Origin of the sequence: Enterobacter sp. 148H3, from assembly GCF_034107425.1 — a bacterium.
GTDB classification, from domain to species: Bacteria; Pseudomonadota; Gammaproteobacteria; order Enterobacterales; family Enterobacteriaceae; genus Enterobacter; species Enterobacter vonholyi.
The window spans coordinates 1-20,095 of the sequence record NZ_JAWNEI010000027.1 but is presented as its reverse complement, the minus strand read 5'-3'; the positions used below and the strand labels follow the sequence as shown (position 1 = coordinate 20,095).

The window sequence follows — 20,095 nt, the reverse complement described above, 5'->3', positions numbered from 1 at the left end:
GATATAATTGTGTGTTTTGTTGGGTTGGGTTTGGAATATAAAAAATCGTTTCAGCTAAGATATTTTCAAGGATGGCGGTTTTATTAGGTTGTCTTGTTAAATAATTGATTCTATAACGGAAAATGTAATTTTTTAATGATTAATACAGAGGTGCGATAACCGTCTGAAGGTGATAGCTATTGTATTGAAATTAATCCGGATGGAATCAGAACTGAATACTAAAACGGCTCATAATTTGTTGGGTGCTAAAATTCAGTTAAAACCTTATTAGCTGTGGAGAAGCCCCCAGGATTACGGGGCGCACTGCTACTGGAAGACGGGCCATGCTTCCCTGCAACGTAGGGTATTGAGGCATAAAAAGCCAGAACCATTGTGTTGAAGCACACCTGCACGCGAACGTCGAACGAGAGCATCACTTTCGGATGCTTGTGAATAAATACTAAGAGGCTGTACAGGTAAGAGGCTGTGGAAACCATCAGTGATGTCTGGCGTGGAAGTGGAGTACATTAATAGCTGTTACATTATTTGAGTGATACTTATTTACCGAACAAACAAGGCCTTTCCATAAGTGATCTAGGAGTGTATCTGCCGTAAGGCTGCGGCATGTAAACCTTGAAGCTAAGTTTAATGGGATGGAGGCTGATGGTAGATGAGGATTTCTTACAGACAATTAAAGGGTCTGCACTGTGTATTTACTCAGGCAAGGCTGAAGGAATGTTGCATTTTGATTCGTTTTGACATATTTTGAAATGAGTAATTGCTTTTTTTCGTATGGCGAATTTAAAATAATTGCAAGTTAAAAAAGTTATAAAAAACATATTTTAAATATAAATCTGATTTTCATCGAGCTGCACCTTTAAAAAGGGTAAATGATCGTTACTTAAGCCTAAAAAGGTTCTGTTGAGCACACAAGTTAATGAGATAATGATATTAGAGTAATCCTAAAAAGTTAAAGGTGTTCAAAAATATTACAATCTAATTGCATTTAGTGTTTGTATCTGATTCTTGTGGGTTGGGCTAAATATCTAAAGCTACACTGTAATTGATGTTTTTTTTAATTTACTTAAACACTAAAGAAATTGGTTCACCTGCCGATTAGCATTGCTGTGGGAAAATATTTGCATTTTCTTATTAACCACAAAAATTAAGCCGTTATTACATTCATCTCTTGAAGATGAACATATGCTAATCATTAAGGAAGAATAATGTTCAAAAATCTCAATATCAGCACCCGGCTTACCATGGCATTTGGCGTGATAGTTGTATTGATGACAGTTGTCTGCGGATTGCTCTACATGAGCTTCGACAGGGTAACGGCTGTTAGCAAACTTAATGTCCACAGCTATAAAGTTGTTGATAATCTGCGCACAGTTACAGAGAACCTCATTAATATGGAAACAGGCATCCGTGGATTCGCACTCACGGGTAAACAGGATATTCTTCAGCCATTTTCTGAGGGGGATGAGGCGTTTAGACGCGGAGTAAGTGAGCTCTTAACACTCACAAGTGATAATCAATCACAACAAAATAAATTTTTAAAAATTTCTCAGCTTGAAGATGAATGGAAAAATTCATTTGCCCTTCCGTTAATCCAGAACAGGAACGAAGTTACAAAAGGGTCGCTCAATATGGATTCATTCATCTCTGGACTTGAACACAACTCCGGCAAAGCTCAAATGGATCGTATCCGTGACGTTATTAATGAAGCGCTGCGTGATGAATATAGCATCATGTCAGAGCGGCAGGCACGCCTTGCTGATGAGCGTTTTAAAACGCGAATGATGATTGTTATTGGCTTGCTCGCAGCCGCTGTCACCGCGCTTCTTGCGGGTACCTTGTTATCACGCAGTATTCTCAATCCATTAAAGCATGCAGTGAATACGGCTGATACCATCGCGTCGGGTGATCTTACATCGGTTATTACAATCGACCGAATGGACGAAACAGGCAAGCTGCTTATGGCTCTTGATAACATGCAACAGAGATTAAAATCGCTCGTCACTGAAATCAAAATCACTGCTTCTTCAGTCGATCTTGCGGCCGGGGAAATCGAGCAGGGCAATATGGAGTTATCTTCCCGTACTGAGGAACAGGCCGCTGCTTTGCAACAGACAGCTGCCAGTATGGAGCAGTTAACAATGACCGTTCGCAACAATACAGAAATTGCTGAACATACGGCTATGTCCGCCAGAAAGACAGAAGAGCTGGCCCGGGAAGGGGAGTCTGCTGTTGGTGAAATGAGCGAAACGATGCAAAAAATATCGGCAAATGCACTTAAAATTAAGGAAATTACGAGTGTCATTGAAGGGATTGCTTTCCAGACAAATATACTTGCATTGAACGCTGCGGTAGAAGCTGCACGCGCTGGTGAGCATGGGAGAGGTTTCGCTGTTGTCGCCACAGAAGTGAGAAATCTTGCGCAGAGAAGCGCTAGTGCATCAAAAGAAATCGGCTCCTTAATTGAGAACGCAGTCGATAATGTCGATAATGGCGTTTCTGTAGCCTCTAAGACAGCAGAGACAATTTTACGTGCTGCAACCAATGTTGCTTCACTGGCACAGTCAATGGATAGTCTTTCTATGGCCTCAGTAGAGCAAATGCAGGGGATTATGCAAATCAGTACCGCTGTTACACAAATGGACGGTGTGACGCAGGGAAATGCTGCGCTCGTTGAGCAGTCTGCTGCCGCATCTCAGTCGCTCAGTGAACAATCCAGGTCTCTGAAGCAGATGACTGATAACTTTGTTATTTAAAAATCCATTGGCACCATAATTTATGGTGCCTTTTAATGTCGTCAAATGGAGAGGTAGTATTTTCCTGTACTTTTTTTGAATGGGCCTCTTATCTGGCGGAGTACGGGAGAAATGTTGCAGAAAGCGGATTATTTACCCTTATCAGTGTGTCAACGCAAAGCATAAGTGTTCCTTCACAGCGAAACAGAGACGCCATGCTTTGTTTCTGAGAATTTGTTTGATCGCTTCGCTATATACTTCTGAGCGTTCTTTTTTTTCCAAAAGAAATCACGAAGGCGACAACTTTCTCGTCTATGACCTGATATACAAGACGATAGCCTGAAGCTGAGAGCTTAATCTTGTAACAATCAGACATACCACGGAGATTCTTCGCTGCAATCCTGGGTGACTCAAGCTCAGCATCTTAATCACTTAGGAATGCCTCTTTGAAGGGCAAGCGTTCATTATCAGCAATATTTTCGAGCCTAAGACGAAGCGCTTCAGGGGAAGTTACACCCATTTTTTCAAGCGTGGCGTAAGGGGGATACAACGTTAGTCCGTTTACCTTGTCTTACACTATCTCAACCAATTCAAACTCTTCTGCGATCAATTCCATATCTTCAGAAAAATGACCTTCGCGGGTGAAAAATCTCTTATGCTCTTTCTGCCAGTATTCAAGGCTTAAATCGCCTTCACCTTCCTTGCGGGCGAACGCCTCAGTCACATCACAAAAACGTACCAACCGCATTGAAACCAGTCTGGTAACGCAGACAGGAACATTCTGACCATCAAGAATAATGTTATAACTCCCAATTTTCGGGGCAGACTCCACCTGCTGGAAAGAGGCAAAAGATCCGCAAGAGGCAGTTTTAATCCCTTTTTTGATCAGGTCCGCAAGCTCACTAGCGAGTTCTGGGCTGTCACCCATTTGCCAGGCATCTGCGCCGGGATAATTTATTTTTATTTCCTCAATCTCAATCATTAACATCCCTTGTTTATCGTCGATGAAAAACAAAATTTATACATTTTTTTAGCATGACTGTCTCGACATTATCAATGATGCCTTCTTTAAATGGTGTGGTCCGTGAATCTCCACAGGTTTAACAGACACTAAAAAAAAAGCGCTCAGCGTTATCCCAAAGAGTTTGAAGTTTAAGCAGTCAAACAGGTTGTTGATCGTAGTTATTCTGTTTCCAACGTTACAATAAGCCTCGATATCACCACCCACAGCCTTTATGCCTTGAGAAAGAAGTACGCTCCGTTTTCTTTCACTAATAAAGAACAGTCAGATGCTCAGGCCGAGATCCGCCGTCTTCAGAAAGAGCTGAAGCGGGTTGCTGATGAACGGGACATCTTAAAAAAATCTGCGGGGTACTTCGCAAAGCTGTCCGACTGAACTTAGAAGCATCTACCGTCCAGCCCTTGAAGGCTGAACGGTATAAGATTTATCGATATTGTTTCTATGGAATGCTTGCCAGGTCTCTCTCAATGTCATGGCGGCGACCATTGTCAGCGATTTCGCGCCCCGGACGAGGTGGTGCTTTTAGCGCTTTTGTTAGATAGCGCTTGGCTTCATCTGTTTTTTTCTCTTTCAAAAGATAATCACCGTAGAAATAGTTTGGGTCTATACCATCAGGGTTGATGGCCAGCGCTTTTTTCAACATCTCATCAGCTTTGTCTTTATCCCCAAAACCGATTGGCCAACCGGGGACCTGGTAATAAAGAGCACCCAGGCTTGTCCAGGCTGAACCTTGAAGAGCGTTGGGATCAATTTCAATCGCTTTCTCCAGGTTATTGCGGGCTTCTTTAACAAGGCTCAGAGCACCCAGACCACCTTTGGCGCCAGCCCAGCTACTATCAATTATTGCGCTCCAAATCAAAAGAGGGGCGTTAGTGTTGTTTTTTAACTGGCTTGCTTGATGGGCTTTCTGACTCAGTGAACTAAAGCAGTTTTCTTTTTTTGCTTCCAACGTTTGGTATTGGCACACAGACCAGTCGTGTTGTAAGTTCTCTAATGACGTTTCCGCGAAGGCGGCAGTCGGAAAAACAGACATAATCAGCAGTACATTCAGGGTTCTCATTTGTTTTCTCCTTTCAGGGATTTACGGGCGAACTCCTGAATGACAGGCAGTTTTTTTCCTAACGCGCCGTCGACGACGTTGGGAAACCAGGCATTAATTTTGACGAACAGACGCTCCATTACGCCAAAACGATACCGTTTCTGTTCCGTTTCAAGCAGCCGCACCAACTGGGTTGCTACCTGGACGGGCGAGTCAGTGTTGTTCCCGAGTTTTTTGTTCAGAGCATTAACATGAATGCTGTTCAGTGAAGTTTCCGTTGCACGCGGCGCAGCATAAAGAACGGTAATACCGCTTCCCTGTAACTCCCGGTCAAGGGCTTCGGAAAAACGGTGTGTCGCAGCTTTGGTCGCGCTATAGACGCTCCACGCTGGATGACCAATTTCCCCAAAAATTGAACCAATATTCAGCACGATACCTGGCGCATTCATTATTTCCAGTAAGGCCCGAGTCAGCAGGGCCGGGATTTCGATATTGGTGCGGATCTGTTCGCGGATATCGTCAAAGGATTGCTGTTCAAACAGGGCAAAACGGCTACTTCCTGCATTGTTGATCAGAATATCCAGTCCGCCATTCTGTGAAAGCCGACCGGCCAGCCCCGAAATTTCGTCGTCGGAATAGCTCTGCATCAGCACGGTATTGTGCCTCTCCGGATGCTGAAGGGTATTCTTCAGCAGAGACATTGCCTTATCATTGCGTCCGACGAGATACAACCTCGCGCCTCTCTGGGCCAGTTCTCTTGCCAGCGCCTGACCGATCCCCCCACTGGCGCCAGTAAGCAGAACAGTTTTGTTAAGCAGATTCATGAGTGCTTTCTCCCAGCTGATCTAGCATCTGACCATAGAGATGATAAATGCGACGCGCTGTATGGATGATTGCGTCCTGATCTCTTTTGTCGGTGACTGAATCCATCAGAGAGGCAAAGAATTGCAGATGCCCCTGATCCAGTTCGCCATGAGAACGAAGGTAGGTTGTCGCCTGTTCCGGCAGGGTCAGCGTATTCTCCAGCTGCGCTGCAACGGCTGAGGCGATGGATACACTGGTTCCCTCCAGAACGAGCACCATGCCAAAGATACTCATCGGATTGACCCGCTCGATACGGTAGTAGAGATAAGCGATCATCATTTCGATGGGCAGTCCTGGTACGCCGTTTCTGACGGCCTCCGCATTACCCCCGCAGGCGCGGATATCATTGAGTATCCACTCCTGATGCCCGTATTCTTCATCAATGTATTCTGCAATTGCGCCGCGTACGGCTTCATGCGATGCAGGAAGCCGGCCGCCGGCACACATCAACAGAGGAACGGTATGGCTGACGTGATAATACGCCTGCGTCAAAAAGGCGATGTACATCTCCCGCGAGATATCGCCCGCCTTACAGCGCGCAATGGCCGGAGAGGCAAGTAAGCGTTGACGTTCGGCTGAGGTCTGGTTTTGTAATTCCTGATAAAAGCTCATAGGTCTTCCTCCTCACTGCATGCGAGAATGGTGTGTTTCAGGGACTGCCAGATGGCGTTTCGTTTAGGGCGGCCGTTAGCCGTGACCATCGCGGGAGAGGATATTTCACTGGTAAAAAGCAAACGATGGAGCTGGGCATAGTCCGGTAAGCGCGCGGAAATTTGCATGAGTTGTTGACGCGCCTGCTCCTGTTGGCCATCAAAAGCATCTACCAGCGCAACGTTATGTCTCAAACCGTCACCAAAAATCACCACACGGCGCACGGCTGGACATGCCATCGCTTCTGCTTCGGGCCATTCCGGGGAAAAGTTGCGGCCATATGCGTTAATCTGAACGTTTTTCAGTCGTCCGGTTATGTGGATAAACCCGTCTTCATCAATCGTTGCCAGGTCGCCTGTATCCGCCCCCGGGCCTGTTGACTCTTCCCCTAAATACCCTAGGGCATTTGCAGGACTGATTACACTCAACTGCCCTGAGCGATCGACGGTCACGTGGATGCCGGGCAGAGGTCTGCCGACACTGTTACTTTTTGAAGCGCCTGGCAGATTCAGTGCGACAACGGAACCACACTCTGACAACCCATATCCTTCAAAAACGGGTAAGCCCGCCAGTGCTGCCGCTTCCATTACTGGCGTCGGCACTTTTCCGCCACCCACCGCGACAAAACGCAAGGATCGCGTACTCTCCGGAACCGTCTGATGTAGATGAACCAGAACGCGTAAAATTTCAGGTACCAGAACGAGGCTTTCCGGTGCCCATGCCGTTAATGCCTGTAAAAAGCATTGGGGATTGAACTGACTGGACCCTTCAAAGCCTGTCCGCGCGGTCGGTAGTATTACTGTCTCTGCACCCAACAGTAAGGGGATATAGATACCGCACAAATTCTCAAGCAGAATACTGAGCGGCAGGCTGACCAGGTGTCTTTTGAGGGCGATCGGATCTAGCGCGCTAGCCAGTGTCTGCGCGGTCCAGAAGATCCCATTCAGACTCAGGCAGACACCCTTGGGTTCGCCCGTTGTACCGGAGGTATAGGTGATCTTGGCCGTGCCCACTGGCAAGGGGGATGGGGCAGGTAATGGCCTTATCTGCAGTCGACCAAAAGGAAAGGCGTGTCTGCGCCATCCGGACATCGTTTCCCCGCCGATCTGGGCATCAACTGAAGCGGAAGCACGCACCCATTCTTTTTGCGTTTCTGAGAAAAAAGGCGGGACAGGCACAATCACGATCCCTGCGGACAGGCAGGCGAGATCGATAATCGCCCATTCCGGGCCGTTATCGAGTTCAAGCGCCAGCCTGCTGATACCCAGAGAGCTGAGTTGCGTGGCAGCATGCGTGACGGCCTCAAAATATTGCCCCCAGCTCCACGTTCTGGTCTCGCCCTTCAGCGCCGTTTTATCCGGATATCGAAGCGCCTGCTGCTTCAGTGCATTAAGAAACATGATGTTCTCCCGATAGATTAAGCCAGGGGGCCTCCGGCAGCGAACTGACCAACGTCATCAACAGACTGCCCTGGGTCAGTGCTGTGTGACCGCCGGCTAATTCACCGGCCATAATCTGCGGATCGTACTGGTAATATTTACCCCACTCATGGGCTGCTTTTCCCAGGCGAGCGGGGTCTGCAGGCATCAGGGCGACTGGATGCAAATTCAGGCGATGGAAGGTATTACGGATTTTTTTTGTGCCGGTAAAAACAATCCATGAAAAATGGTATTCGGTCAGGACCTGACACAGGGCCGCAAACATTATGCGAGCGCTGGCACCGTCACACGCCGCAAAATTGCCGATTTCAACAATGGTGGCGCGAGGAACGGGCTGTGAGATACGTGACGATAGAGTCGTCTCGATGGAATCCTCGAGATACTTTTCGAGATAGAGTGGGCCCTGAGAGGCAACCTGTACCCCGCTGGCAGCCTTAAGTTCACCATTTGCATCGTAAAGGCCGATAAGCCACGGCATGCAACGGGAGATCGAGGCGTGATAAACCCGATGATAATTTTCACGAATTAACGCAGAAATTTCATTATGTTCGTCTTCGCCGTGAAGCCATCTAAGTGTGTAAGGTGACATGATTCGCATGATGAGACCTCTTATTAGAGTCTTATCAATATGAGGCATTAATATTATGGCAACCTTAAGAGCGATTTATTTTTTGTGATTTTTGATGGCGATTCATTATTAAGGTATTCTTAAGGAATAATCTTTAAAAAAGATAAAAACATCCACGTTGGTGCTCGTAATGAAAAGAACATTTTCCAGAAGTCAGATAATTTGCCACTGGTTGGTTTTTTTAGCCATAGTGGTGGCATACGCTGCAATGGAGTTAAAAGGTTTTGCTCCAAAAGGCAGCGCGGCACGCGCGACGATGGCTGCCGTACACTACACGGCAGGAGTAACTGTCCTGCTGCTTATGGCAGGCAGAGTACTTTTAAAAATCACCCATCAGGATCCCGATATTCTGCCCCCTCCGCCCCGCTGGCAGAAGGTAGCGTCAAAAATCACGCACGGGTTGCTGTACCTGATGTTTCTCGTCCTCCCGTCTCTTGGCCTCGCCTCCCTTTATTATGGGCAGGTGACGTGGTCATTCTTCGGGATAACACTACCAGTAGCCACGGTAGCCAACAAAAATACTCAGCACAGTCTGAAGGAATGGCATGAACTGATCGCCAATGCAGGATATTTTCTTATTGGCCTTCATGCGCTTGCAGCGTTATTCCATCACTACGTTGTGCGCGACAATACGCTTGTAAGAATGTTACCGGCGTTGGCGCGTAAAAATAAAAGATAACCATGATATTTAAAGTTGACGGCATTATCGTCGGGTCAGGAAACCACAGTCAGTCTGGCATTCTTCTTAGCTGGTACGCTGAAGATGCGGTAAGCAGTGAAACGTTCGGTAGTGCACAGAATTACGAGCTATTCTGTATCAGCAACCTCTTTAGCATGCGAGTTCGACCTCACGATGGCCATATACCCTCCTTCATCGCATAGGGGAATGTGCGGCCTTTCGTATTGATGGCTGTCATACGTATTTCAGGTGTTAATAGCCGGGGCGAATTTCTCCTTCCGAGATGAAGTAAGCTTACGTTAAACCGTCTGCCCGGAATCCGGACAGAATGTGACGCGCTGGGGTGACAGGTTGCAGAATGCGGATTATTTACCCTTATCAGTACTGCCAGGACTGCTACGCTTAGCAGTCTCAGGCGCCTGCGGACAACAGGAATGTCCTTATAGCTACGGCAGGTTGCTTTCATTTTTCCGGATGAGGATGAACCATGACTGACGATGCCCGTAAACAGCCACAAATTGATCCTGCTGAAGAGAATGCCTTTTTTCCCTCCTCGTATTCGCTCAGTCAGTTTACCAGCCCTGTCTCCGACCTCAGCGGGGCAGATTATCTGAAGCGGTACACTGGCAGCCAAAAGATACTCGTGATTGCAGCGGATGAACGCTATCTGCCAACCGATACCGGGGCACTATTTTCTACGGGAAACCATCCAGTTGAGACCCTTTTGCCCTTATATCATTTGCGGGCAGCTGGGTTCGATTTTGACGTGGCCACCCTATCGGGGCAGATGGCAAAATTCGAGTACTGGGCGATGCCCCGTGAAGATGAACTTATTATGCCTTTCTTTCGGGAGACACTGTCGAAATTCAGGATCCCGCAAAAACTATCTGATGTTGTCAGCCGGCTGACGAAAGACAATGAGTATGCCGCGGTCTTCATTCCGGGCGGGCATGGCGCCTTGATAGGGTTGCCCGGGAGCGAGGACGTGGCGAACACCCTGCGCTGGGCCATGCAGGCAGATCGTGTCCTCATCTCACTGTGTCATGGCCCTGCCGCGTTTCTGTCCTTGCGCCAGGGAGACAATCCGCTGAGTGGTTATTCGGTGTGCGCCTTCCCTGACAGTGCAGACAAAGAAACCCCTGCGATGGGATATATGCCGGGGCATCTGACCTGGTACTTCGGTGAGGCCCTGCAGAAAATGGGGATGAATATTGTCAATAGCGACATCAAGGGAACTGTACACAAAGATCGTAACGTACTGACGGGGGACAGCCCCTTCGCGGCGAATGCACTTGGCCAGCTGGCCGCAAACGAGTTGCTGGCCCGGTTTGCCGAGTAATGTTTCAGAAGGGGCAGGGCGTAAGTCGGCTGCCCCGGTTATTCGGCTCGCTCCTGATCCTTATTTTGGCTCCTGCTTTAGTAAGAGAGTACCGGACACCATGATAAAAAGGCAATTATTAGTTACAACATACGTTAAGAGTTAATATCTCAACACCTGATACCCCTGCGCCATTCTGAAACAAACAGCCCCTCTTCACCATTTATCGTCCCCCGTGCACAGCGGTAACAACACTGCACACCTCTCCCCTGAAAAGCGCCGCCGCCCGGCCCGAAGGGCCGGAAAGACCTTTCTGTAGGCTGTCGTATGTTGTAACTATTATGCAGCAATGCTGTACTGGAAAAACAAGCTTAGCAGTTATCGTGTCGGAATTGATGTGCCTAAACTTTCCCCCGCAATAGCCTTGATAGCTCTAAGGTAAGCGATCTTCACTATAAGGACATCCTTGTGGTAGCGTGGCAGCTCTGATCATGTTAACCGAGATAAATACCTGTCCCGATGTTAGACCCTGACGCTTAAGCATGGCTATGTCATCCCGCCTGCGTGAAGAACTTTTGAGAAATCTAATTATCACAGGACTCCTGCGGAGCTGATGTGTCTGCCGGCGAGTATAAGCAGCTCCTGCGCGTTCAATCGGCCACGGACACTTTTTAAAAAAAACGGCAGGGTGACATCACTCCCTGCCGTAAGCATACTTGCTGTTATTATACCGGAAGTTTAGAGGCAGTTTGCGTTAAGTCAAAATATATCGTACTGATTTATGAACCTTATTTCATTTCTCATTCACGATACAAACCAGCTATATGATGTGTCGTGTATTTGATGTTCTGGCTGGCAGACTATTTTTTGAGCCTTAATGACCGTGTATCAGAAATAGTGTCGCAGGTAGTGCGTATCTTCGACCAAGACGATGATACCGGAATCGAATTTAACCGGGACATGCTGCTGTTTGCTTTGAAAGAGTAAAAAAAAGGACACCGCCCAGGGGAAGAAGTGTCCTCAAATGTGTCAAATTCGTTGTAAGTGAAAACTGTTCAGATGTTTTCGATATTCATGATTACATAATATCCGGGATTTTTCAGCCGCCATATGCACGCTCCAAAAAAAGGACGTCTCCGGCAGGAGGCGTCCAAAGCATACCAGGCTTTTGATACACACACTGCTTTGCAGATGCGAAATCATTTTGATTTTTTCATAGTCTTATAGGCTCATCAGCTACCAGAACAGGTAGAAAAGGTTGAAAAACTGCAATATTTGAGAAAGGCAGGTTAATGGACTCTAGCCCTGAAGAAAGATAAGGAATATTTAATGGATATCGCGCATTTTCCAAGATAAAGTCGACATCAGTGGGCTGATATGATGATAAATCTGAAAGCCCAGAAGCTTGTTAATACCGCAAATGTGGTCGCGGCTATGCATCTCAGTGATTCACTGACCCGGCTGAAATTCGTGGATGAAGTAAGACAGGTTGTCATGCAACAGTTTGAGGCGGCGAGGCGAGCTTAAACGATGAAGAATGCCTGGCTACCTGAAAAACCTACGAGCTGAGAATGAGTACTTCCTTGAACAGTCGCGCATACTGAAAACTGGCTATGCCCGGATCTACTCTGAAATTCAATATGTAGCAGTGCAGAATAAAATAGTCGGGTATTTGATATCCGGAATTTAGGTTGTACTTGCCGGCGTTCAGGAGGTGTCATGATCACCATCATGACGCCTGTTGGCATGCTTGCCGGTACCGTTCTGGTTGAGGATTCCCTTACTGGAAGCTGCACGTCAGCTCCTGAATGAGCCGGCTTCAGAAGGGATCCTGGCGGACGTCGCGATGTCCATTGCAGAATTTATGGGTGACAGTCGCGATATTGGCTTGGGGATCCATGCTTGCAGCTGGCGTTTATGGGATGATTGGGCTGACCGGTAAAGCTGAGGCCTGGCGTCTTTTCCGTTATCTTCCCGGAGAGTATTACCGCAAGGTGGAAACCATGTCTATGGGTAAATTGACGATGAAGGTTATGGGATGGTGGGAGCGCTAAGGTGGTACTGGAATTCCTTACCCGTGATGACCGGAGTCGCTAATCTGTGATCTCATCAGCTTCCATGATTTATAGCCAAGTATGACAGGCATCACTAAGAGCAGCACAATCAGCAGAAAGATAACGGCAACCACACAGGAGATAACATGGCTGGCGCTGCCAAAGATCGCGGTGAGCAGGGTGGTCATTGTCATCCCGCCGGTAAGCCAGGCTACTGACAGGAAATAACCGGCCAGATTTTTCAGAACCCTCTCCTGCGATTCCCCCGTCGCCTGGTAACGTTTGATTCGCTCGACATCCTTACTGGTAAATCCTGCCGCGATAAGTTCCTGCTTTTTTACTGTCATTTAAGTCTCCTTTAACAGTTAAACAAATACACTATATTTAAGACTGAATCGCGTAGAATTCCTCTTCATATCACGCATCTTTTTTTATTTTTACAACACTGTTCCAATTTGTGCCTCAAGAATAAAAACCACTTATATCGAGTAAAAAATATCATCCGCATGCAAAGGGTAAATAAACCCAATTTTGGTCAGAAACCTTGCGTACATTTTGTTACCATTGTACTTTTATATTTCCACTTGATAATGCAATGAGTTTAAGTATGAGTGAAAATGATACTGTCCCAAAGCAGTCCAAAAGCCAGATTAACAAAGCGGTTTTCTTTACCTCTGCTTTGTTAATTTTCCTTCTTGTCGCCTTTGCCGCCGTATTCCCGGATGTCGCCGACAAAAATTTTAAATTACTGCAGCAACAAATCTTCACGAATGCCAGCTGGTTCTACATCCTTGCTGTGGCCCTGATTTTGCTGAGCGTCACGTTCCTGGGACTCTCACGATACGGAGATATCAAGCTGGGTCCGGACCATGCGCAGCCAGATTTCAGCTATCACTCCTGGTTTGCGATGCTTTTTTCGGCAGGGATGGGGATCGGCCTGATGTTCTTTGGCGTTGCCGAACCTGTGATGCATTATCTTTCGCCACCCGTCGGCACCCCAGAGACTGTTGCGGCAGCGAAGGAAGCCATGCGACTGACGTTCTTCCACTGGGGTCTGCACGCATGGGCAATCTATGCCATCGTGGCGTTGATCCTGGCCTTTTTTAGCTACCGTCACGGGCTACCGTTAACACTTCGTTCCGCACTTTATCCCATCATCGGTGATCGCATCTACGGGCCTATAGGCCATGCGGTTGATATCTTCGCCGTGATAGGCACTGTCTTTGGCGTTGCGACATCGCTGGGTTACGGTGTATTGCAGGTGAATGCTGGTTTGAACCATCTTTTCGGCGTACCCATCAATGAAACGGTACAGGTCATTCTGATCGTGGTCATCACGGGGTTAGCGACGATTTCGGTGGTGTCCGGCCTGGACAAGGGAATACGCATCCTGTCTGAGCTTAATCTGGGCCTGGCGGTGTTGCTCCTGGCGCTGGTCCTGTGCCTGTGCCTGGGTCCCACTGTGCTTCTGCTGAAGTCATTTGTGGAAAATACGGGTGGTTATCTGTCGGAACTGGTGAGTAAAACGTTCAACCTTTATGCGTATGAACCGAAGTCAAGTAACTGGCTGGGGGGCTGGACATTATTATACTGGGGATGGTGGCTTTCATGGTCGCCGTTTGTAGGGATGTTCATCGCACGTGTTTCCCGTGGCAGGACAATTCGTGAGTTCGTGACTGGCGTGTTGTTTGTTCCCGCCGGCTTTACACTCATGTGGATGACGGTGTTTGGAAACAGCGCCATTTATCTCATCATGAACCAGGGCGCCACTGACCTGGCAAATACCGTCCAACGGGATGTTGCTCTGGCGCTGTTTAATTTCCTGGAGCATTTCCCGTTCTCGTCTGTATTGTCATTTATTGCAATGGCGATGGTTATTGTTTTCTTTGTAACGTCTGCTGACTCGGGAGCAATGGTTGTTGATACTCTGGCATCAGGCGGCGTCGCTAACACACCTGTCTGGCAGCGAATTTTCTGGGCATCACTCATGGGCGTTGTTGCTATTGCCCTGCTAATCGCAGGGGGGCTGAGTGCGTTGCAGACCGTAACGATAGCAAGCGCATTGCCCTTCTCAGTGATCTTACTGATATCAATATACGGTCTGTTAAAAGCGCTGCGTCGTGACCTGACCAAGCGTGAAAGTCTGAGCATGGCTACTATTGCGCCGACGGCTGCACGTAACCCAATTCCATGGCAGAGAAGGTTGCGTAATATCGCTTATCTTCCTAAGCGTTCTCTCGTTAAACGCTTTATGGACGACGTTATCCAGCCTGCCATGACGCTGGTTCAGGAAGAACTGAATAAGCAGGGAACGATTAGCCACATCGATGACGCTGCCGACGATCGTATTCGACTGGAAGTCGATCTGGGCAATGAGCTGAATTATATATATGAAGTGAGGCTTCGCAGGTATAACTCGCCGACCTTCGCCCTGGCTGCGATGGATAATGATGAGCAGCAGGCTGAGCAACATCGATATTATCGCGCAGAGGTTTATCTCAAAGAAGGCGGTCAAAATTATGATGTGATGGGCTGGAATCAGGAACAGCTGATTAATGACATACTGGATCAGTACGAAAAACACCTGCACTTCCTGCACCTGGTTCGTTAATACCATCAAATGCCGCCCTCGAGGGCGGCATTTATTTATCTTGGCCACAATATGAGAGAATACAGTATGATTTCACGCTGGCAATGGATTCTGAAGCAAACATTTAAAAAACTATGGTTCAGGGCAACGTTATTCGCAATTGTCGCGATAATAACGGCCCTTTTATCAATTCTTTTTAAATCAATGATACCTGAGTCGATTTCCGTGAAGGTTGGTGCGGAAGCAGTCGATAACATTCTTAACATACTGGCATCAAGTATGCTGGCAGTGACCACTTTTTCACTGAGTATCATGGTTACAGCCTACGGTTCAGCCACTACTAATGTGACTCCCAGAGCAACGCGTTTAGTTGTTGAAGACGTAACCACACAAAATGTGCTGGCCACCTTCATCGGTTCCTTTCTCTTCAGTCTGGTAGGAATTATTGCCCTCAATATGGGAGCCTACGGAGAAAGGGGTAGAGTCATTTTATTCATTGTCACACTGGTTGTCATTGCCCTCATCCTCATCACATTGCTTCGTTGGATACAGCATTTGACCTCTCTGGGAAGGGTAGGTGAGACGACTGCAAAAGTAGAACAGGCGGCCATTGAAACATTTATTGCGAGAGCCAGAAATCCCTGTCTCGGCGGATACCCATGGCATGAGAGCAATGAACAGCCAAAAGGGACAGTTGCAGTTTATCCGAAGAAGATTGGCTATGTTGAATATGTTGATATGGAGAGACTCAGCAAGCTGCTGGCTAATGATCCCCGTCATGTATATCTTGTGGCGCAGCCAGGCAGTTTCATACATCCGTCCATGCCAGTGTTGTACCTGAGTAAGGGCCTGGAGTCATCAATCAGCACCGATTTACTTGAGACGATTATTGTCTCGGATGTACGTTCATTTGCTCAGGATCCCCGATTTTGTCTTAGCGTCATGGCCGAAATAGCCTGCCGGGCCCTTTCCCCCGCAGTGAACGATCCTGGCACCGCCATTGATGTCATAGGCAGAGGCGTTCGTATACTTTCTGCTTACGCGCAGAGTAAATCTGACGAAATCGAAGTGAAATATCCTTCAATACATGTGGCACCACTTCAGAATAACGATCTACTAGAAGACTTTTTCTCACCTGTAGTGCGCGATGGTGCCGGTATGAAGGAGATTCACATAAGAATCCTTAAAGGACTGTCTATGCTGAGTAGGGGTTGGCCTAAGATGTTTGCTGAAGCCGCACATACCCTGGCATTTGAAACATTAGAGCATGCAATTCGTGCTGACCATATAGATTCTGAAAGATATCTTATAAAATCAATTTATTATAATTTATTTAATGACGAAAATTATAATATAAAACTATAGTTGCGTAGCAAGCGATTCGGTTGTTGGCAAGGGCAACACATTCGCCTGAGAATGGGCGTCTGCCTTGTGCCAAAAGCGGAGGTCGGAGGCTATCTGCAAACCAAAAAGATTTCTATTTAAGCCGTGGCGACTCAGACGGTCATCTCTAGGTTTCGCATAATCCTACCCGAAACTTCCCTTTTACAATAAGCATCATATCTGTCTATCAGATGTCCTTTCAGCTACGGAGCAATAAAGGAATATTGATATTAGTCCCGTGAAGAAAAGAAAGAGAAACATGGCATAACCCCATTCAGCATCAATGAAAAATCCACAGAATAACGGGCACAATGATGTTCCCAGAGATGTCAGATTAATGAGCCCAAAAGACGTTCCCCTGAGATTCTCAGGAGCCAGTCTGTCCACTTCAACGCTGAAAGCCGGCATCGTTATCAATTCACCTATACTGAGGATGAATGTAGCAATGACAATGAGTGCCAGTATGTCAAAATATGCCATCATGAAGCAAAGTTGAGCCGTTGATATAAATAAGATACCAAGAATGATCTTTCCCTTTGCATTAAATTTCCGCAAAATCAATAAAACAGGATACTGACAGACAATCACGGTTACAGCATTTGTCATAAAAATGGTACTGATAGTGAGTGTGAGGTCAGGAAAGTGTAGACGTGTGAGAAGTTGAATCAACGGGGAGTCAAAAGAAACATAAATAAACATCACCAGAAAATAACACATTAAAAGTTTTGAAAATGACTTCTGTGAGAAAACAATATGGAGCGAAGAAATTATACCTAGTGTTAGTTTTCTTTCATTGTTCCTTTCAACCTGAAAGGTTCCGATAATACCCATCAGCATGATGGCATAAACAAGGTAAATCACAGATGAAAAAATAAATATGTTTACTTTCGGTGTTGCCAGGGCAAATGTACCTGCCAGTGGCCCCAGAGCAGTGCCAATATTCACGATATAATATCGAATATACTGAAACCGCTCCCTTTGACTGATGTCCTTGACATGATCACCGATCATCGCCTTACTGAATGATTCTGTACAAGCCCGACCTGTAGCGATAAAGGTCATCGCGATAACAAACTCCACCGGATGGTTTGAGTATGCCATCATTGCAAATCCCACCACACTCAGGAGCAGGCTAGCCACGAGCGCCCGCTCACGTCCTAATCGGTCAGAATAATAACTACCGAACACCCCAATTAGCAAACCGGAAGCCGACGTCATAAAAAAGATGACGCCAATCAATGATGCACTCAGCCCAAATTGTCGGTAGAGTACTACCGACAAATAGGGCCATGTCATAAAATACCCTGCCCTGGACAGGAAAGTACCTGCCAGCATGGTATGTAATACGGCGTTCTGGCCGGTTTGCGAAACTGATATATTTATTTTTGTCATCAGCCGATCCGATGTGATTCAACCGGTAATTCCTCATCAGCTCCCCATTCAGCCCAGGAGCCATCATAAATCCTTAAATCCGGGAAGCCAGCGAGGTAAGCCGCCAGAAGAACAATGCAAGCCGTCACACCAGAGCCACAACTGAACACCAGTTCCCTCTGATTGCTTAGCCCTTCCCGGGAAAAAAGAGCAGCCAGTGCTGCAGGAGACAGGTATTTTCCATCTGTCAGCACTTCAGTAAAGGGAATGTTTACGGAACCCGGAATGTGTCCGCATCGTAAACCAGGCCGCGGTTCAGCCTGTTGCCCATTGAAGCGTGCGGCAGGTCGTGCATCAACGACGATAAACTGAGGGCTGGCTATATTCTGAAGTACGCTGGTTTTATGAACGATTTGTTCCGGCTGACCCTGAAAGTGCTGGCTCTGTCCTGCCACCGGTAATGCATGGCTACCGGATACCATGAAACCTGCTTCGACCCAGGCAGGTAGCCCCCCATCAAGTAAATACACATTCTTTATTCCCATCACTTTTAGCATCCACCAGACACGTGGAGCTGAATAGACCCCTTGCTGATCGTAAACCACAACGGTTGACGCAGGGGTCAGACCAAGTTCTGCCAGCTGTGACGACATAAAGGGGAAAGCCGGAAAGGTATGAGGTAGCGCTGAACCCGGTGCTGAAAACGCATTGTCCAGATCAAAAAATAGCGCACCAGGAATAACCCCGCCAGGGGTGGCATTCGTGGCGTTAACTGTTTTTTTCAGTGTGGCATCCAGTACGATAATGCTACCTGTTGTCAGATTATCCGCAACCCACTGAGGTGAAACTAGAACATTCATGATAGTACCTTTTCAGAAGAGGCCCAAATGGGCCTCATAACGGCGTTTCGCATTACACTTCTATGATGTCAATACGATGTTTATCAACAAGTGGAATATCATAGTTTTGCATCTGGAGGATTTCTCCGGCAAAACAGCCATTTTTATACACACCTGAGAGCCTATCCTGAGTGAATGCTTCAATCGCTTCGGTACTAAAGTGAACCTGATAATCAGTTTCATCAGTACCAGCATGTTTGAAACGGGTCAGGTAGCCAAAGGTAGGTTCAAAAATGTTTACGCAGCCCACTATCTGACCAATACGCTCGTGAGCTATCCCATTGATAGTCATACTTTCACCGGAATCAGGAATGATGGCAAATAGCTGACGTCCGGCCCGACACCATCCGACATGCGAAGGAAGTCCCAGTACATTAATGCCGGAAGTCCCGAAATCTTCACTGACCCCCAATTGGAAATTCAACGGTACATTTTCGTGTATCCACTTAATATTGAGATAAAACTGTGCTACCTGTTCCTGCGTAAGTTGCAGTTGGGGATGACGTCGACCATGATCGGTAAAGCAATTAAAACGGACAGTTTGCACGCCGAGTTTATTGAACAACTGGCAATATTTTATTAAATTATCTTTTGAATGGTTGTGCGTCCCTACTGTGATCCCGATATTCACTCGGAGGTTGGCATTATCATTATTGTTGCTGTAATCTTGTATTCTTGAAATTACGTCGATGCATTTATTCCCCGGGAATACTCCTTTAATGGGATAATCAGCATGTGGATATAAAAGCAGTTCTTCAGGAGCGTCAACCAGCCCATGAAATGTTATGGAAATTGTTCCGTAACCGTTTTTTACCGCCTTATCCAGTAGTTCAGTATAATTTTTCTGCAATAATGGCTTGCCACTTGTCCAGGCATCGCCAGCGATCATGGTGTCAGTTTCATCTTTGTTTTCACCAGCACGGAATTCACGGTTGTGCGCTGGGCCATAAATATCCATGAATTCGCCATTATGGGCAAAGCTGTCAACGTAACGCGGATAGACATTGAAATTTTGTTGCGTCAGTTTTCGGTATATTTCATGTCCTTCATGGATCCCAAAGGATTTAGCAAACACCTTTTCATAATTAACAAACCAGCAATGATTGCAATTCTGACCACAGGTGTCCTTTCCAACAAACGTGTCCACATCGAGGTAGAAGTGTATTTCGTCGTTTTTGATTGATGTAAAGGGAACACGAAAATCAATGTCCCCATGATAATCGTACGATATATCCATATTTTCCTGCATTGACATAGCCCCATTGTTGTTTTTTTCGCATGCAGATTTATATAAGAGATATGCGGCATGTCAATTATTTAAACGGTAATGGCTTTTAAATAAAATTAAATCCTCTCTGTAAAGTCTATTGCTCTTAAAAAATAACAAAAAGCAACATAAAATTCCACAGATAGCATCCAATTAATAT

General features: G+C 46.7%; 16 protein-coding genes and 3 pseudogenes. 7 read left to right on the top strand and 12 right to left on the bottom strand.

The window, feature by feature from the left end; all coding sequences use genetic code 11:
* Positions 1–1,205: 1,205 nt before the first annotated feature.
* Entirely contained in the window at positions 1,206–2,753 is a 1,548-nt protein-coding gene (locus tag USH94_RS21945; protein ID WP_032640074.1) for a methyl-accepting chemotaxis protein, read from the top strand.
* 207 nt (positions 2,754–2,960) lie between these two features.
* Here the strand turns inward: USH94_RS21945 and USH94_RS21940 are convergent.
* From USH94_RS21940 to USH94_RS21930, 3 genes and pseudogenes are all read right to left on the bottom strand, one after another.
* Positions 2,961–3,147 (bottom strand): annotated as a pseudogene (locus tag USH94_RS21940) (type II toxin-antitoxin system RelE family toxin); the annotation flags it as partial.
* Positions 3,148–3,159: 12 nt separating this feature from the next.
* Positions 3,160–3,282, bottom strand: a pseudogene (locus tag USH94_RS21935) (type II toxin-antitoxin system RelB/DinJ family antitoxin); the annotation flags it as partial.
* 21 nt (positions 3,283–3,303) lie between these two features.
* On the bottom strand, positions 3,304–3,714 hold the full coding sequence (locus tag USH94_RS21930; RefSeq protein WP_111965058.1) for an ASCH domain-containing protein: 411 nt from the start codon (positions 3,712–3,714) through the stop codon (positions 3,304–3,306).
* Positions 3,715–3,852: 138 nt separating this feature from the next.
* On the opposite strand from USH94_RS21930, the pseudogene USH94_RS21925 reads away from it, so the two are divergent.
* Positions 3,853–4,135 (top strand): annotated as a pseudogene (locus USH94_RS21925) (transposase); the annotation flags it as partial.
* Positions 4,136–4,192: 57 nt separating this feature from the next.
* Here the strand turns inward: USH94_RS21925 and USH94_RS21920 are convergent.
* From USH94_RS21920 to USH94_RS21900, 5 genes are read right to left on the bottom strand one after another with little or no spacing between them, the layout of a single operon-like run.
* Entirely contained in the window at positions 4,193–4,813 is a 621-nt protein-coding gene (locus tag USH94_RS21920; RefSeq protein WP_111965057.1) for a tetratricopeptide repeat protein, read from the bottom strand.
* Complete coding sequence (locus tag USH94_RS21915; protein WP_111965056.1) at positions 4,810–5,616, bottom strand: SDR family oxidoreductase; 807 nt, start codon at positions 5,614–5,616, stop codon at positions 4,810–4,812. Before USH94_RS21915 ends, USH94_RS21920 begins: the two co-directional genes overlap by 4 nt.
* Positions 5,603–6,268, bottom strand: coding sequence for a TenA family transcriptional regulator (locus USH94_RS21910; protein ID WP_111965055.1), 666 nt, complete (start codon positions 6,266–6,268; stop codon positions 5,603–5,605). The genes USH94_RS21915 and USH94_RS21910 overlap by 14 nt, the downstream gene beginning before the upstream one ends.
* Positions 6,265–7,707, bottom strand: a complete 1,443-nt coding sequence (locus tag USH94_RS21905) for an AMP-binding protein (protein ID WP_111965054.1) — start codon at positions 7,705–7,707, stop codon at positions 6,265–6,267. The genes USH94_RS21910 and USH94_RS21905 overlap by 4 nt, the downstream gene beginning before the upstream one ends.
* A complete protein-coding gene (locus USH94_RS21900; protein ID WP_111965062.1) occupies positions 7,697–8,344 on the bottom strand; it encodes a thermostable hemolysin in 648 nt (215 codons plus the stop codon). The genes USH94_RS21905 and USH94_RS21900 overlap by 11 nt, the downstream gene beginning before the upstream one ends.
* A 160-nt stretch (positions 8,345–8,504) precedes the next feature.
* Between USH94_RS21900 and cybB the strand changes: the two genes are divergently transcribed.
* The 3 genes from cybB (at position 8,505) to USH94_RS21885 (ending at position 12,425) form a co-directional block, all read left to right on the top strand.
* Positions 8,505–9,053 carry a cytochrome b561 gene (gene cybB / locus USH94_RS21895; protein ID WP_111965061.1) on the top strand — a complete coding sequence of 183 codons (549 nt, stop codon included), beginning with the start codon at positions 8,505–8,507 and terminating at the stop codon, positions 9,051–9,053.
* Positions 9,054–9,540: 487 nt separating this feature from the next.
* A complete protein-coding gene (gene hchA, locus USH94_RS21890) occupies positions 9,541–10,392 on the top strand; it encodes a glyoxalase III HchA (RefSeq protein ID WP_064786185.1) in 852 nt (283 codons plus the stop codon).
* 1,877 nt (positions 10,393–12,269) lie between these two features.
* Complete coding sequence (locus USH94_RS21885; RefSeq protein ID WP_320731335.1) at positions 12,270–12,425, top strand: DUF4225 domain-containing protein; 156 nt, start codon at positions 12,270–12,272, stop codon at positions 12,423–12,425.
* Positions 12,426–12,442: 17 nt separating this feature from the next.
* On the opposite strand, the gene USH94_RS21880 is transcribed toward USH94_RS21885, so the two are convergent.
* Positions 12,443–12,772 carry a hypothetical protein gene (locus tag USH94_RS21880; protein ID WP_111965053.1) on the bottom strand — a complete coding sequence of 110 codons (330 nt, stop codon included), beginning with the start codon at positions 12,770–12,772 and terminating at the stop codon, positions 12,443–12,445.
* A 260-nt stretch (positions 12,773–13,032) separates the two neighbouring features.
* On the opposite strand from USH94_RS21880, the gene USH94_RS21875 reads away from it, so the two are divergent.
* Both USH94_RS21875 and USH94_RS21870 read left to right on the top strand, forming a co-directional pair.
* Positions 13,033–15,036 carry a choline BCCT transporter BetT gene (locus USH94_RS21875; RefSeq protein ID WP_320731334.1) on the top strand — a complete coding sequence of 668 codons (2,004 nt, stop codon included), beginning with the start codon at positions 13,033–13,035 and terminating at the stop codon, positions 15,034–15,036.
* Between the two features lie 66 nt (positions 15,037–15,102).
* Positions 15,103–16,380: a DUF2254 domain-containing protein gene (locus tag USH94_RS21870; RefSeq protein ID WP_111965052.1), complete on the top strand. Its 1,278-nt coding sequence runs from the start codon at positions 15,103–15,105 to the stop codon at positions 16,378–16,380.
* A gap of 192 nt (positions 16,381–16,572) precedes the next feature.
* Here USH94_RS21870 and USH94_RS21865 read toward each other — a convergent pair whose 3' ends face one another.
* Genes USH94_RS21865 through USH94_RS21855 form a run of 3 tightly spaced genes read right to left on the bottom strand, consistent with a single transcriptional unit; the run spans position 16,573 to position 19,917 of the window.
* The gene (locus USH94_RS21865; RefSeq protein WP_258525048.1) at positions 16,573–17,790 is read right to left on the bottom strand and encodes an MFS transporter; all 1,218 of its coding nucleotides are present in this window, start codon (positions 17,788–17,790) and stop codon (positions 16,573–16,575) included.
* Positions 17,790–18,629, bottom strand: a complete 840-nt coding sequence (locus USH94_RS21860; protein WP_049000165.1) for a sulfurtransferase — start codon at positions 18,627–18,629, stop codon at positions 17,790–17,792. Before USH94_RS21860 ends, USH94_RS21865 begins: the two co-directional genes overlap by 1 nt.
* Positions 18,630–18,681: 52 nt before the next feature.
* Positions 18,682–19,917, bottom strand: a complete 1,236-nt coding sequence (locus USH94_RS21855) for a radical SAM protein (RefSeq protein ID WP_111965051.1) — start codon at positions 19,915–19,917, stop codon at positions 18,682–18,684.
* Positions 19,918–20,095 lie beyond the last annotated feature (178 nt).